The organism is Nitrospira lenta, from assembly GCF_900403705.1.
GTDB lineage: Bacteria > Nitrospirota > Nitrospiria > Nitrospirales > Nitrospiraceae > Nitrospira_D > Nitrospira_D lenta.
Window position 1 is genome coordinate 1 of record NZ_OUNR01000006.1, and the last position, 14,886, is coordinate 14,886.

The following is a 14,886-nucleotide window of genomic DNA, read 5'->3' on the forward strand; positions in this document are numbered from 1 at the left end:
CGACGGTCTGAAGAGCGAGGCGATCGTTCTGATCCCTCTTTCTCGGTCCATTAACGTATTCGCCTAACGAGGAGAGTGAGATGCGCGAGGTTATCGATTTAGCATGCACGGTCTGCAAGCAGCGGAATTATTCGACCAACAAGAATAAGAAGAACGATCCGGACCGGTTGGAGCGCAATAAGTTCTGCAAGTTCTGTCGGAAGCATATTGCCCACAAAGAAGTGAAGTAGGCTGAAGCCGGTGTCATGCCGGTGATGCGGATCCTGTAGGGGCATGGTGTCAATGGCAGCACCTCGGTCTCCAAAACCGATGGTCTAGGTTCAAATCCTAGTGCCCCTGCCACATCGGGCATGCTCGGGAGCGGTGTGATGGTTGCGGGGCTGCGCTGGATGATGGGTGGAAGAGGCGGAGGGGCTGATGTTTAAGCGGATGATTGAATCCATACGGCTGTTCCTCGCGGAAGTTCGCGCGGAGTTGAAGAAGGTGTCGTTTCCGACCAGGGCTGAAACTATTGGCTCAACGACTGTGGTCATCGTGTTTTGTATTCTGATGTCGCTCTATTTATCGGTGATCGACTCGTTCCTGGTGTGGTTGGTCAGCAAGATTATTTGATCGTTCGACGGATGTGCGTCTCGCGGAGGCGCGTCCTGATTTCTTGACCTGAGGGTGGGGCATGACAAAAAACTGGTACGTCATTCATACGTACGCGGGGTTTGAGGGACGCGTGAAGACCAGCCTCTTGGAGCGAGCCAGTCAGATGGGGCTCGTCGAGAAGCTTGGGCAGGTCCTGGTTCCGACCGAGGATGTGATTGAAATCAAGGACGGGAAGCGGCGGACGTCGCGGCGAAAGTTTTTCCCCGGCTATGTGTTGGTCGAGCTGGAGACGCCGTTGCAGGACGAGACGATGCAGATGATCAAGGAGACCCCGAAGGTCACCGGATTCGTGGGAGGCGGTGCGCTCCCGCTTCCGCTGACGACGGAGGAAGTTGAGTCGCTGCTCAAGCAGGTCGATGCCGGACAGTCCGGGCCGCGCGAGCAGGTAAAGTTCATCAAGGGCGACAATGTCCGCATCGTCGACGGCCCGTTCCTGGGATTCAATGGGTTGGTGGACGAGGTGGATCAGGATCACAGTCGGTTGAAGTTGATGGTCAGTATTTTCGGGCGCTCGACGCCGGTGGAACTGGGGTTCCTGCAGGTTGAGCGAATTTAAGGTGTGCTGTTGTTGCCGTTGAACGTGGCAGTGCTGACGTTCTGAGGAGATTTACATGGCAAAGGAAGTATCCGCTCTTATCAAGTTGCAGATTCCTGCTGGGAAGGCTAATCCGGCTCCTCCCGTCGGCCCGTCGCTCGGTCAGCACGGCGTCAACATCATGGAGTTCTGCAAGCAGTTCAACGCCAAGACCCAGAAGGAAGGCGACAGCATTATTCCGGTGGTCATCACCGTGTATAAGGATCGATCCTTCACCTTCATTATGAAGACGCCTCCGGCGTCGGATCTGTTGAAGAAAGCGGCGGGTATCATCAAGGGATCGGGCGTGCCGCAAAAAGATAAAGTCGGAAAGATCACTCAGGCTCAGCTGCGCGACATCGCCCAGAAGAAGCAGTCTGATTTGAATGCGGCCGACCTGGAAGGGGCGATCAAGATTATTGCCGGGACGGCCAGAAGCATGGGTGTCGTAGTACAGGGATAGCGCGGATAGCGTTCGGGAAGAAGGAGTACGAGGTATGGGAAAGAAGATGAAGGCCGCGTTGGAGAAGGTCGAGCCGCGCATGTATGCCTTGCGTGAGGCCGTCGACGTCGTCAAGAAGTCGGCCTATGCCAAGTTTGATGAGTCGGTCGATATTGCCTTGCGTTTGGGTGTCGACCCAAAGCGATCCGACCAGATGGTCCGGGGCACCACGGCGTTGCCGCATGGAACGGGCAAGAAGGTCCGTGTTCTGGTGTTCGCCAAGGGAGACAAGGAGCAAGAGGCGCGTCAGGCCGGCGCCGACTACGTGGGATCCGACGATCTCATGGAGAAGATCAAGGGCGGATGGATGGATTTCGACTATGCCATCTCTACCCCGGATCTCATGGCGTCAGTCGGAAAATTGGGAAAGCAGCTTGGGCCGCGCGGGCTCATGCCGAATCCGAAGACCGGCACGGTGACGTTCGAAGTCGGGAAGGCTGTCTCGGAAATTCGCAAGGGCCGGGTCGAGTTCAAGGTGGAGAAGGCGGGCATCGTCCAGGTGGCGGTCGGCAAGGTCTCGTTTGACATCGACAAGCTGTACGACAACGCCTCGGCCATTCTTGAATCCGTTATCAAGGCGAAGCCGGCGTCCTGCAAGGGTCGCTATCTGAAGAGCGCCACGATTTCCAGCACCATGGGTCCTGGAGTGGAGTTAGATGCGATGGCGTTGACCAAGCAGTGGAGTTAAGCGAGCGCCGGCGTGGCCGGCGTCTGGAGAGAAAGGGTCAGGTATGAAGAAGGATCTTAAAGCACCAGCGGTTGCGGAACTTGCCGAGTTATTCGGCCGTGCAAGAATCGCGATCTTGACCGAATCTGTCGGTCTTCCGGTGAATCAAGTCACCGAGTTGCGCAAGCAGTTGCGCGGGGTGAAGGCTGAGTACCGGATTATGAAGAATACCCTCGCGATTCGGGCTTCCGAAGGGACCGGTTTGGCCGGCCTCAAGGCCCATCTGAAGGGCCCGACGGGGATGGTGATCGGATACGACGATCCTGTCTTGCCTGCCAAGATCCTGCGGGATTGGATCGGGGCGGAGAAGCGGGAAGAGAAGATCAAGGTCACGGTCGGCGTGTTGGAAGGGAAGCTCGTGCAGGCGGCGGATCTCGCGGCCATTGCCAAGTTGCCCAAGAAGGAAGTGCTCATTGCTATGTTGTTGTCGGCCATGCAAGGGCCGATACGCGGCGTGGTCTATACATTGAGCGCGGTGTTGTCAAAATTTGTGCGAGTTGTTGCAGCCATTCAGGACAAAAAGAAAGGGGAGGGAGACATGTCAGCTACCACTACAAAATTTTCGCAGGAAGAATTGATCAAGGCCATTGAGGGCATGAGCGTGCTCGACTTGGCGGAGTTGGTGAAGGGCTTGGAGACCCGCTTTGGCGTGACTGCCGCGGCGCCTGTCGCCATGGCCGCAGCTCCGGCTGCCGGCGCAGCTGCTGCCGCCGAAGAGAAGACCTCGTTTGACGTGATCCTCGTCTCGGCTCCTGCCGACAAGAAGATCCAGGTCATCAAGGTGGTGCGTGAGTTGACGAGCCTTGGCTTGAAGGAAGCGAAGGATCTTGTGGAAGGCGCGCCGAAGCCCGTGAAGACCGGTGCGACCAAGGAAGAGTCCGACACCATGAAGAAAAAGCTCGAAGAGAGCGGTGCCAAGATCGAGATTAAGTAAGCAGCATTGTCCGATCGTCTTCGGGTGCTGTCTCAACTGACGGCACCCGAAGCCAACCATAGTGTGTGGAGGAGTGCGCATGCCCGAAACGACTCTTCAGGAGTTCGTCGAACGGAAAGATTACTCACGCATCCGGGCCAGCATCGCTATCCCTGACCTGATTGAAATTCAAAAGCGCTCGTACGAAGAATTCCTGCAAATGGAAGTCGAGCCCGAGCGCCGTAAGGATCAGGGCTTGCAGGCCGCGCTGGCCAGTGTCTTCCCGATTCCTGACTATAACAATACGGCCGTACTGGAGTTCTCCAGCTATACCTTGGGAACGCCCAAGTACGACGAGCGGGAGTGCATTGAACAGGGTATGACCTTCGCGGTCCCGCTCAAGCTTCGCGTGCGCCTGGTCGTGTTCGATAAAGAGGATAAAGGCCCACGAAAGAAGGTGTTGGACGTTCGCGAGCAGGAAGTCTATGTCGGCGAATTGCCGCTGATGACGGAACGCGGAACCTTCATTATCAATGGGACCGAGCGAGTCGTCGTGAGTCAGTTGCACCGTTCGCCTGGCGCATCGTTCACCCACGACAAGGGGCGGACTCATGCCAGCGGGAAGGTGTTGTACTCGGCGCGCATTATCCCCTATCGAGGATCCTGGCTCGACTTTGAGTTCGATGCGAAGGACATTCTGTACGTGCGGATCGACCGCCGGCGGAAAATGCCGACGACGATCCTGCTGAAGGCCTTCAATTTTTCCAGCGATGACCTGCTGAAGATGTATTACCCGGTCGAAGAAATTCGCCTGGTGAAGGGCAAGTTGTTCCGGAAGCTGGACGCCGATATTCATCAGGGGCTCCGGGCGTCTGCCGAGGTGACGGAGAAGGGCAGCAAGGAACCGATCGTGCGCGAGGGAGCCAAGCTCACGAAGGGCGTTATCGCCAAGCTGAAGGCTGCCGGCGTGAAAGAGATTCCGCTGACCCCTGAAGAGCTGGTCGGTCGTGCGATCTTGACGGAAGTCGTGGATGCCAAGAAAAACAAGATTGCCGAGAAGAATCAGCGGCTGACGGCGGAGATCGTTGAGAAGATCCTCGAAAGTGACGTCGAAGAATTCAAGGTCATCTATTTCGATACCGCGACCGCGACGCCGGTCATTCTCGACACGCTCGAAATGGAAAAGATCGAGACCAAAGAAGAGGCGATGGTCGAAATCTATCGCCGCTTGCGTCCGGGAGAGACTCCCTCTGTGGAGACGGCCCGTGCGTTGTTCGACAATCTGTTCCTGAATTCCAAGCGGTATGACCTTTCTCCGGTTGGCCGGCTCAAGCTGAACAGTAAGCTGACGCTGGATCTGCCGCTTGAGCAGCGGACATTGACGGCGCAGGATATCGTTGAGGTCATCCGCTATCTCGTGAATCTAAAGATGGGCAAGGGCGACATCGACGATATCGACCACTTGGGCAATCGTCGTGTGCGTTCGGTCGGCGAACTGTTGGAGAATCAATTCCGGCTCGGGCTTGTGCGGATGGAGCGGAGCATCAAGGAACGCATGAATCTCCTGGATATGGAGACGGTGCTTCCTCACGATCTCATCAATGCCAAGCCGGTGGTTGCAGCCGTGAAGGAATTCTTCAGCAGCAGCCAGTTGTCGCAGTTCATGGACCAGACGAATCCCTTGGCCGAAATCACCCACAAGCGCCGCTTGTCGGCACTTGGTCCGGGCGGTTTGACTCGGGAACGTGCGGGTTTTGAGGTTCGCGACGTGCACCCGTCTCACTATAGTCGTATTTGTCCGATCGAAACGCCGGAAGGTCCGAACATCGGTCTGATTACGTCTCTGGCGACCTACGCCAGGATCAATCAGTTCGGGTTCATCGAGGCGCCGTATCGGAAGGTGGTGAAGGGGCGCGTCTCTGACGAGATCGAATTCCTTTCGGCCATCGAAGGCGACAAATATCTCATCGCGCAGGCTAATTCGACCGTCGATAACGGCGGGCGTTTGACCTCCGAAATGATTACCGCGCGTCATGGCGGAGATTTCGTCACGGCGACGCCGGACAAGATCGACTACATGGACGTGTCACCGAAGCAGGTCGTCAGTGTCGCGACCGCGTTGGTTCCATTCCTTGAGCACGACGATGCGAACCGCGCCCTGATGGGATCCAACATGCAGCGCCAGGCGGTGCCGTTGGTGACCTCCGACTCACCGCTCGTGGGAACCGGTATGGAAGCCGTCGTGGCCAGAGATTCAGGCTACGTGGTGCAGGCGCGTCGGCCCGGAGTGGTCGAGAGCGTGGATGCGACTCGCATCGTGGTTCGTACTGAGGGCAAGGAAGGGCGCAAGGGGAAAGATTCTGGTCTGGACGTGTATGACCTGATCAAGTTCCAGCGCTCGAATCAGAACACCTGTATCACCCAGACGCCGGTGGTGCGATTGGGGCAGCCCGTGAAGGTTGGGCAGGTGTTGGCGGATGGTCCGGCCATCGATCATGGAGAATTGGCTTTAGGGAAGAACATTCTGGTGGCCTTCATGCCCTGGGGTGGATACAACTTCGAAGACGCCATTCTCTTGAGCGAGAAGCTGGTTCGCGAGGACGCCTTTACCTCCATTCACATTGAAGAATTTGAGCTGGAAGCACGGGATACGAAGCTCGGCAAAGAAGAGGTCACCCGCGACATTCCCAACATTGGGGAAGAAGCACTGCGGAACCTCGATGAGAGCGGCATCATTCGCATCGGCGCCGAAGTGAAGCCTGGCGATATTCTGGTCGGCAAGGTCACGCCGAAGGGCGAGACGCAGTTGACGCCGGAAGAGAAGTTGCTGCGGGCGATCTTCGGTGAGAAAGCCGGCGATGTGAAGGACACGTCGCTGACTGTTCCGCCGGGTGTCGAAGGGATTGTGGTCGACGTCAAGATTTTCTCCCGCAAGGGGTTGGATAAAGACGAGCGCTCCAAGAGCATCGAGAGCGACGATCAGATGAAGCTGCAGCGGGACCATCATGAAGAGCTGCGCATCATCGATGAAGAGAAGACGAAGAAGATTCGCAAGCTCTTGCTCGGTAAAGTGGTTGGCCGCGATTTGATGGATCCGGACACCGGCGATGTCATTCTGAAGAAGAAGGGCAAGCTGACGGCCGAGATTCTCAAGCGGCTGCCTGACGATACCGTGCGCCACATCATCTTGAGCGATCCGGATGAGCAGAAGGAGCTCGAAGATGTGGAGCGGCGAGCCAAGGAGCAAATCGAGATTCTCCAGACGCTGTACGACGAGAAGGTCGGACGTCTGAAGCGCGGCGACGAATTGCCTCCCGGCGTGATCAAGCTGGTGAAGGTGTATGTCGCGATGAAGCGCAAGATTCAGGTCGGCGACAAGATGGCGGGACGACATGGAAACAAAGGTGTCGTGTCACGCGTGTTGCCGGAAGAGGATATGCCCTATTTGCCGGACGGCACACCGGTTGAGATCGTCTTGAACCCTCTCGGCGTGCCCTCACGTATGAACGTGGGGCAGATCTTGGAGACGCACCTCGGATGGGCTGCCAAGGCGCTGGGGATCAAGGTGGCGAGCCCTGTGTTTGATGGGGCATCGGAAAAAGAAATCAAGGATTTGCTTACGAAGGCCAAGCTGCCGCCGAGCGGGCAAAGTACGTTGGTAGACGGAAGAACCGGGGAGACCTTTGCCAGTCCGGTTACCGTCGGCTACATGTATGTACTGAAACTCCACCACTTGGTGGACGACAAGATTCACGCACGGTCCATCGGACCCTATTCTCTCGTGACGCAACAGCCCTTGGGCGGTAAGGCTCAGTTCGGCGGTCAACGGCTGGGAGAAATGGAAGTCTGGGCATTGCAGGCCTACGGCGCTGCATCGACGCTGCAGGAGTTCCTGACGGTCAAGTCAGACGACGTCCCGGGCCGGTCGCGTATGTATGAAGCAATTGTGAAGGGCGAACCATTCCTTGAACCAGGGTTGCCCGAATCGTTTAATGTCTTGGTCAAAGAGTTGCAGAGTTTGGGGCTCGACGTCGAGTTGCTGAAGTCGCAAGACTAACCACTTGTGTGCCGGTTGAAAGCCGGTATCAGAGGAGGTCCTACATTGGAAGGCGTATATACATTGTTTGAGAAGCCGCGTGATGCGGTGTCGTTCGATTCGATGCGGATTCGCATTGCATCGCCCGAGAAAATCAGGTCCTGGTCTTACGGCGAAGTGAAGAAGCCGGAGACGATCAATTACCGGTCGTTCAAGCCGGAAAAGGACGGTCTTTTCTGCGCGAAGATTTTCGGCCCGATCAAGGACTGGGAGTGCAATTGCGGCAAGTATAAGCGCATGAAGCATCGCGGAATCGTCTGCGACAAGTGCGGCGTCGAGGTCATTCAGTCCAAAGTGCGCCGCGAGCGCATGGGACATATCGAGTTGGCCGCGCCGGTCGCGCATATCTGGTTCCTCAAGGGTGTGCCGAGCCGTATCGGCACGTTGCTCGATATGAGCTTGAAGCAGCTCGAGAAGATTCTCTATTTCGAGAGCTATGTCTGCGTCGATCCGGGATCGACGGATCTCTCTGAAAAGGAATTGGTTCCCGAGGACAAGCTGCGTACCTTGCAGTCTGAATTCGGATCCAGTGGGTTTAAAGTCGGTATCGGCGCAGAGGCTATTCGCGATCTGCTGCGCAAGATCGATATCAATAATTTGTGGGATGAAATTCAGATCAAGGCCAAGACGTCGGCGTCGGCTGCCTTGAAGAAGAAGTATGCGAAGCGGTTGAAGGTTCTTGAAGCCTTCCGCAAGTCCGGCAACAAGCCGGAGTGGATGATCATGGACGTGATCCCGGTTTTGCCGCCGGAATTGCGCCCACTGGTGCCTCTCGATGGCGGCCGGTTTGCGACCTCCGACCTGAACGACTTGTATCGCCGCGTCATCAACCGGAATAACCGGTTGAAGCGCTTGATGGAATTGAAGGCGCCTGGCGTCATCATTCGCAATGAAATGCGTATGCTGCAGGAAGCCGTCGATGCGTTGTTCGATAACGGCCGTCGAGGCCGTGCGATTCGTGGACCCAACAAGCGTCCGCTCAAGTCCTTGAGCGACATGCTCAAGGGTAAGCAGGGTCGTTTCCGGCAGAATCTGCTTGGAAAGCGCGTTGACTATTCCGGCCGTACGGTCATCGTGGTGGGACCGGATCTTCGTCTGAATCAGTGCGGACTGCCGAAGAAAATGGCGTTGGAGTTGTTCAAGCCGTTCATCTTCCACAAGCTGGAAGAGCGCGGTGCTGCAACGACGATTAAGAGCGCCAAGCGCTTAGTTGAAAAAGAGCGTCCAGAAGTGTGGGACGTGCTCGACGAAGTGATTCGCGAGCACCCGGTGTTGCTGAACCGCGCACCGACACTCCACAGACTGGGTATCCAAGCCTTTGATCCGGTCTTGGTCGAAGGCAAAGCCATCAAGTTGCATCCGCTGGTCTGCGCGGCGTTCAACGCTGACTTTGACGGAGACCAGATGGCCGTGCACGTGCCGCTGTCTGTCGAAGCGCAGGTTGAGGCGCGTGTGCTGATGATGTCGATCAATAACATTTTGTCCCCAGCGAACGGGAAGCCGATTGCGGTGCCCTCGCAGGACATGGTGTTGGGCGTGTATTGGCTCACCAAAGAGCGTGTGGGTGTCAAAGGCGAGAATAAGATCTTCGGGTCTCCCGAAGAAGTGCGGATCGCCTACGATGCGCGCGAAGTGGAAGAGCATGCTCGTATCAAGGTGCGTCTCGGCGGCGTATTGGTGCAGAGTACGGTCGGGCGCGTGCTCCTGTCGGAAATCCTTCCTGCAAGCATGCCGTTCGCCAGCGCCAATAAGCTGATGACGAAAAAGGAAATGACCAAGCTGATCGACACGGTCTATCGGCAGACCGGTCATCGTGACACGGTCGTGTTCCTCGATAAGATCAAGGATCTCGGGTTCTTCTATGCGACGAGAGCCGGCGTGTCGATTTGCGTCGACAACATGCACATCCCGACGAAAAAGGGCGTGTTCATTGAGAAGGCTCAGCATGAGGTTGGCGAGATCGAGAAGCAGTACGCCGAGGGTTTGATCACCAACGGCGAACGCTACAACAAAGTCATCGACATCTGGGCGCACGTGTCGGAGCAGGTCGCCAATGAAATGATGAAGGAGCTCGGTGCCGGAGGCGATCCCGCTAAGGCCGAATCCTTCAATCCCATTTTCATGATGGCCGACTCCGGAGCGCGAGGCAGTTCACAGCAAATTCGTCAGCTCGGTGGTATGCGCGGATTGATGGCCAAGCCGTCGGGTGAAATCATCGAAACGCCTATTACGGCGAATTTCCGCGAAGGACTGACGGTGCTGCAGTATTTCATTTCGACGCACGGTGCCCGCAAAGGTCTCGCGGATACGGCGTTGAAGACCGCGAACTCCGGGTATTTGACCCGTCGCTTGGTCGACATCGCCCAGGACGTGATCATTTATGAAATCGATTGCGGCACGCACGACGGCATTATGGTGAGCCCCCTCATTGAGGGCGGTGAAATCATTCAACCGCTGGAAGAGCGTGTACTTGGCCGCTTGGCCGCAGAAGATATTCGCGATCCCGTGACCGGTGAAATCATCGTGTCGCGCAATGAAGAAATTAACGAAGATCGCACAAAGGCGGTCGTTGAAGCCGGCGTTGAGCGCGTCAAGATCCGGTCTGTGCTGACGTGCCAGGCGCCGCGCGGCGTCTGTCAGGCCTGCTACGGCCGCGACCTGGCCCGTGGACGACTCGTCGAGAAGGGGGAGCCTGTCGGCGTCATTGCGGCGCAATCGATCGGTGAGCCTGGAACGCAGTTAACCATGCGTACCTTCCATATCGGCGGTACGGCCAGCAAAGTCGTAGAGCAGACGATCGTCGAGTCGAAGCATGCCGGACGTATCAAGTTCCTGAGCTTTGACGCCAAGAAAAATGCGGATGTCCCAACCCCTGGTATCGCCGTGCGAAATAAGGAAGGCGAGTGGGTGGTGATGAGCCGTAACGCCAAGATCGCGATCGTCGATGAGAGCGGTCGTGAGCGGGAGAAGTATCCCGTGGTCTATGGCGCCAAAATTAAGATCGGCGACGGCGATAAGATTGCCCTTGGTCAAAAGCTCGTCGAGTGGGATCCGTACTCACTGACGATTTTGACGGAAGTCGGCGGTCGGATTGCGTACGGCGATATCATCGAAGGCGTGACCATGAAGGATGAATTCGATGAGGTCACAGGTCTCTCGCGCAAAGTGATCATCGAGCATTCCGGTGCGACGCTTCGTCCGCGCATTTCGATTAAGGACGACGGGGGAAAGACGGCGAAGGTTGCGGCGGGTGCGAATGTGGCCCGCTATCTTTTGCCGGTCGGCGCCCACATCTTTGTCGAAAAAGGTGCGGCAGTGCATCCTGGAGACGTGTTGGCCAAGATCCCGCGCGAAACGACGAAGACCAAGGACATCACCGGAGGTCTGCCGCGCGTGGCGGAGCTGTTCGAGGCGCGCAAGCCGAAAGAGCAGGCCGTCATCAGCGAAATCGACGGTGAGGTATCCTACGGTGGATTTGTAAAGGGACAACGGAAAGTGCTCGTCGATAATAAGATGGGCGATGTGAAGGAATATCTTATCCCTAAGGGTAAGCACGTCAACGTGCACGAAGGCGACTGGGTTCGCGCCGGTGAGCCGTTGATGGACGGCTCGGCCAATCCACACGATATTCTCGACGTGCTGGGCCCGAACGAACTTCAAAAGTATCTTGTCGACGAAGTGCAGGACGTCTATCGGTTGCAGGGCGTCACCATCAACGACAAGCACATCGAAATCATCGTGCGGCAGATGTTGCGCAAGGTGCGGATCGAAGATCCTGGCGATACCGAATTCCTGCCGGGTAGTCAGGTGAGCAAGGCCTTGTTCGAGAAGGCCAATGATCGGGTGCTGGAGAAGGGCGGTACGCCCGCGCTCGGTAAGCCCGTTCTCCTAGGTATTACTAAGGCAGCATTAACCACTGATAGCTTTATTTCCGCCGCATCGTTCCAGGAAACGACGCGTGTCTTGACGGAAGCGGCGATCAATGGTCGCGAAGATAGTCTGCTCGGGCTGAAGGAAAACGTTATCGTCGGTCGCTTGATTCCGGCCGGTGCCGGATTCGAGGAATATCGAGATACGTTCGTCATTAGCGAAAAAGCCGCTCCAGTCGCGGTGTCGGCTGCTTCCGGTGGCGCAGAAATCGGACAAGAACGGACAGCGGCGATCGCCGGTGATGGTGCATCTCGCTCGTAATTGTGGTGAATTTTCAGTGGTTCTTAGTGCGACTTGACAGGCGGTAATTGCATCACTATAATCCGACGGCTTTGCGGAAGAAGCCCGGTGAATTTTTGAAAGCGATGATAAGGGTTAGAACACGATGCCGACAATCAATCAGTTAGTGCGAAAAGGGCGAAACCTCGTTAAGGCGAAGACGAAGAGTCCGGCGCTCAAGGGGTGTCCTCAGAAGCGCGGTGTGTGTCTCCGTGTTTATACGACGACTCCGAAGAAGCCGAACTCGGCCTTGCGTAAGGTGGCCCGCGTTCGATTGACGAACGGCATGGAAGTCACGACGTATATCCCTGGTGTCGGGCATAACTTGCAGGAGCACTCCATTGTGCTCGTGCGAGGGGGTCGTGTAAAGGACCTTCCCGGCGTGCGCTACCATTTGGTGCGCGGTGCTCTCGATGCCGTCGGAGTGGCCGATCGGAAGCAGAGCCGTTCTAAGTACGGCGCCAAGCGTCCGAAGTAAATTTTGGATTAACGAGAAAGAGTATCTGACATGCCAAGAAGTAAATTTCTGGATCAGCGCGAAGTTCTCCCTGATGTGCGGTATCGCGATAAGCTTGTCGGGAAATTTGTGAATACGCTGATGAGCGGTGGGAAGAAGAGCACGGCTGAGCGTATTTGCTACGGTGCCTTCGATGCGATTCAGGAGAAGACCGGGAATGATCCGTTGAAGGTGTTTAAGGCTGCCATTGATAACGTGAAGCCGATTGTTGAAGTGAAGTCGAGGCGTGTCGGTGGCGCGTCGTATCAGGTTCCTGTCGAGATCCGTCCGGCGAGGAGGGTTTCTTTGGCTCTTCGTTGGTTGGCTGAATATTCACGTACTCGCGGCGGGAAGAGCATGCGGGAGCGCTTGGCTGCTGAATTGATGGATGCGTCGAATAATACCGGCGCGTCTGTGAAGAAACGGGAAGACGTGCATCGGATGGCGGAAGCGAATAAAGCCTTCGCCCATTATCGCTGGTAGCGTCGTACTGTGCTGCAGTTGAGCCGTGCTGCGAATCGCAGTTTCGGGTGTTGGCGGGTCGCAGCAGCGAAGTTCGGCTTGACTTGTGGCACATGTGTTTTTTAGGGGAATGAAGTGGCTCGTCAAACATCATTAGAACATACGCGAAATATCGGCATCATGGCTCACATTGATGCCGGGAAGACGACGACGACAGAGCGCATTCTGTTTTATACGGGAATGACGCATAAGATCGGCGAGGTTCATGAGGGCGCTGCCACCATGGACTGGATGGAGCAGGAGCGCGAACGCGGAATTACAATTACCGCTGCTGCGACGACCTGTTTCTGGCGCGAGCATCGCATCAACATCATTGATACGCCTGGCCACGTTGACTTCACGATCGAGGTGGAGCGGTCGTTGCGCGTGCTTGATGGAGCGGTGGCGGCATTCGATTCGGTCCAAGGTGTAGAGCCGCAGTCTGAAACGGTGTGGCGGCAAGCGGATAAGTATCAGGTGCCGCGCATTGCGTTCATGAATAAGATGGATCGGATCGGCGCTGAGTTCTTTGCCAGTGTTCAGTCTATCATTGACCGTCTTGGTGCCAACCCTGTTCCTATCCAGATTCCGATCGGAAGGGAGAGTGAGTTCCGCGGCACGATCGATTTGGTGAAGATGAAGGGTTTCTTCTACGACGACGAGACGTTGGGTGCGAAGTATGTCGTCGGAGAGATTCCTGAGAATTTGCTTGAGCAGGCGAAAGAGTATCGTGAGAAGATGATCGATGCTGTCGCTGAGTTCGACGAGCAGGTCATGGAGAAGTATCTCAATGGGCATCCGCTCACTGAGGAAGAGATTAAGCGGGCAATCCGGGCTGCAACTATTGCCATGAAGGTGACCCCGGTTCTCTGTGGATCGGCCTTCAAAAATAAAGGCGTGCAGCAACTGTTGGATGCTGTGGTTGATTATCTGCCGTCTCCGCTGGATATTCCGCCGGTCAAGGGTATTGACCCAAATACTGGAAAAGAAGTTGAGCGGAAGCCTGATGATAGTGATCCATTTTCAGCTCTCGCTTTCAAGATGATGACCGATCCCTTTGCTGGTCAGCTCGTATTCTTTCGCGTGTATTCTGGCACGCTGAAGACTGGCTCTCCTGTATTGAATGTCACCAAGGGGACGAAGGATCGCATCGGTCGATTGCTGAAGATGCACGCGAATAAGCGTGAAGAGATTGATGTCGCCTATGCGGGTGACATTGTTGCGGCTGTCGGTTTGAAGGGCGCTACAACTGGAGATACGCTGTCAGAGGAAAAGCAGCCGGTTCTCTTGGAAGTCATGAAGTTTCCTGAGCCGGTTATTGCAATGGCGATTGAGCCGAAGACGAAGGCTGACCAGGAGAAGATGGGCTTTGCGCTTCAGAAGTTGGCGCAGGAAGATCCATCGTTCAGAGTGCGCACCGATGAGGAAACGGCGCAGACGATCATCGCCGGTATGGGCGAATTGCATCTCGAAATTATCGTTGATCGTATGCTTCGTGAATTTAAGGTAGAGGCCAATGTCGGTAAGCCTGAAGTTGCCTTCCGGGAAACGATTCGTCGGGCGGCTGAGGCTGAGGCAAAGTACGTCAAGCAGACCGGCGGCCGTGGGCAGTATGGCCATGTCGTCCTCACGGTCGAGCCCTCTGACTCAGGCAAGGGTTTTGAGTTCGTGAACAAGATCGTTGGTGGTGTGATTCCAAGGGAATTTATTCCGGCCGTCGAAAAGGGTGTGAAGGAACGTCTGGATGCCGGTGTGATCGCTGGTTATCCTTTGCGCGATATTAAGGTCACGCTCACGTACGGCTCCTATCACGACGTTGACTCGAATGAAATGGCGTTCAAGATTGCCGGTTCGATGGCTTTCGCTGATGCCTGTAAACGCGCTGATCCAGTCTTGCTTGAGCCGATTATGAAGGTTGAGGTGCTTGTGCCGCAGGATTTCATGGGCGATGTCATCGGCAACCTGAATGGCCGACGTGGAAAAGTTCAGGGCATGAAGGTGCGGGCTGGCGCTCAGGCTATTGAGGCAACGGTGCCGCTCAGTGAAATGTTCGGGTATGCCACAGATCTTCGGTCGCGCACTCAGGGGCGTGCGACGTACAGCATGGAGTTTGATCGCTATGATCAGGTCCCTCGACAAATTGCGGATGGGATCATCGCGAAATATCGGGGCGAATAATCGTAGAGTCTAGTTGGTGTAGAGGGAGGGAGTAGG

Annotated in this window: 11 protein-coding genes, 1 tRNA gene and 1 pseudogene; all 13 read left to right on the forward strand. The window is 56.0% G+C overall.

What is annotated here, in order from left to right:
• Positions 1–80: 80 nt before the first annotated feature.
• On the forward strand, positions 81–230 hold the full coding sequence (gene rpmG / locus NITLEN_RS06255; RefSeq protein ID WP_121988753.1) for a 50S ribosomal protein L33: 150 nt from the start codon (positions 81–83) through the stop codon (positions 228–230).
• 37 nt (positions 231–267) lie between these two features.
• Positions 268–342: transfer RNA gene (locus tag NITLEN_RS06260), tRNA-Trp, on the forward strand.
• A gap of 75 nt (positions 343–417) precedes the next feature.
• The gene (gene secE, locus NITLEN_RS06265; RefSeq protein ID WP_121988762.1) at positions 418–612 is read left to right on the forward strand and encodes a preprotein translocase subunit SecE; all 195 of its coding nucleotides are present in this window, start codon (positions 418–420) and stop codon (positions 610–612) included.
• A gap of 61 nt (positions 613–673) precedes the next feature.
• Positions 674–1,210, forward strand: a complete 537-nt coding sequence (gene nusG, locus NITLEN_RS06270) for a transcription termination/antitermination protein NusG (protein ID WP_121988754.1) — start codon at positions 674–676, stop codon at positions 1,208–1,210.
• A 55-nt stretch (positions 1,211–1,265) separates the two neighbouring features.
• A complete protein-coding gene (gene rplK, locus NITLEN_RS06275; protein ID WP_121988755.1) occupies positions 1,266–1,691 on the forward strand; it encodes a 50S ribosomal protein L11 in 426 nt (141 codons plus the stop codon).
• A 34-nt stretch (positions 1,692–1,725) separates the two neighbouring features.
• The gene (rplA, locus tag NITLEN_RS06280; protein ID WP_121988756.1) at positions 1,726–2,418 is read left to right on the forward strand and encodes a 50S ribosomal protein L1; all 693 of its coding nucleotides are present in this window, start codon (positions 1,726–1,728) and stop codon (positions 2,416–2,418) included.
• A 43-nt stretch (positions 2,419–2,461) separates the two neighbouring features.
• Positions 2,462–2,968, forward strand: a pseudogene (gene rplJ / locus NITLEN_RS18375) (50S ribosomal protein L10); the annotation flags it as partial.
• A 27-nt stretch (positions 2,969–2,995) separates the two neighbouring features.
• Positions 2,996–3,391 (forward strand): 50S ribosomal protein L7/L12, encoded by a 396-nt coding sequence (gene rplL / locus NITLEN_RS18380; RefSeq protein WP_245924397.1) that lies wholly within the window; start codon positions 2,996–2,998, stop codon positions 3,389–3,391.
• A 79-nt stretch (positions 3,392–3,470) separates the two neighbouring features.
• Positions 3,471–7,427 carry a DNA-directed RNA polymerase subunit beta gene (gene rpoB / locus NITLEN_RS06290; protein WP_121988758.1) on the forward strand — a complete coding sequence of 1,319 codons (3,957 nt, stop codon included), beginning with the start codon at positions 3,471–3,473 and terminating at the stop codon, positions 7,425–7,427.
• 45 nt (positions 7,428–7,472) lie between these two features.
• Complete coding sequence (rpoC, locus tag NITLEN_RS06295; RefSeq protein WP_342776535.1) at positions 7,473–11,657, forward strand: DNA-directed RNA polymerase subunit beta'; 4,185 nt, start codon at positions 7,473–7,475, stop codon at positions 11,655–11,657.
• A gap of 124 nt (positions 11,658–11,781) precedes the next feature.
• Positions 11,782–12,153, forward strand: coding sequence for a 30S ribosomal protein S12 (gene rpsL, locus NITLEN_RS06300; RefSeq protein WP_121988759.1), 372 nt, complete (start codon positions 11,782–11,784; stop codon positions 12,151–12,153).
• A gap of 30 nt (positions 12,154–12,183) precedes the next feature.
• Positions 12,184–12,654 carry a 30S ribosomal protein S7 gene (rpsG, locus tag NITLEN_RS06305; protein ID WP_121988760.1) on the forward strand — a complete coding sequence of 157 codons (471 nt, stop codon included), beginning with the start codon at positions 12,184–12,186 and terminating at the stop codon, positions 12,652–12,654.
• 114 nt (positions 12,655–12,768) lie between these two features.
• Positions 12,769–14,850 carry an elongation factor G gene (fusA, locus tag NITLEN_RS06310; protein WP_121988761.1) on the forward strand — a complete coding sequence of 694 codons (2,082 nt, stop codon included), beginning with the start codon at positions 12,769–12,771 and terminating at the stop codon, positions 14,848–14,850.
• Positions 14,851–14,886: the final 36 nt, after the last annotated feature.

Coding starts and splice junctions, on each gene's coding strand:
- secE (WP_121988762.1), top strand. CDS start 418: ATGTTTAAGCGGATGATTGAATCCATACGGCTGTTCCTCGCGGAAGTT.
- rplL (WP_245924397.1), top strand. CDS start 2,996: ATGTCAGCTACCACTACAAAATTTTCGCAGGAAGAATTGATCAAGGCC.
- nusG (WP_121988754.1), top strand. CDS start 674: ATGACAAAAAACTGGTACGTCATTCATACGTACGCGGGGTTTGAGGGA.
- rpmG (WP_121988753.1), top strand. CDS start 81: ATGCGCGAGGTTATCGATTTAGCATGCACGGTCTGCAAGCAGCGGAAT.
- rplA (WP_121988756.1), top strand. CDS start 1,726: ATGGGAAAGAAGATGAAGGCCGCGTTGGAGAAGGTCGAGCCGCGCATG.
- rpsG (WP_121988760.1), top strand. CDS start 12,184: ATGCCAAGAAGTAAATTTCTGGATCAGCGCGAAGTTCTCCCTGATGTG.
- rpoB (WP_121988758.1), top strand. CDS start 3,471: ATGCCCGAAACGACTCTTCAGGAGTTCGTCGAACGGAAAGATTACTCA.
- rplK (WP_121988755.1), top strand. CDS start 1,266: ATGGCAAAGGAAGTATCCGCTCTTATCAAGTTGCAGATTCCTGCTGGG.
- rpsL (WP_121988759.1), top strand. CDS start 11,782: ATGCCGACAATCAATCAGTTAGTGCGAAAAGGGCGAAACCTCGTTAAG.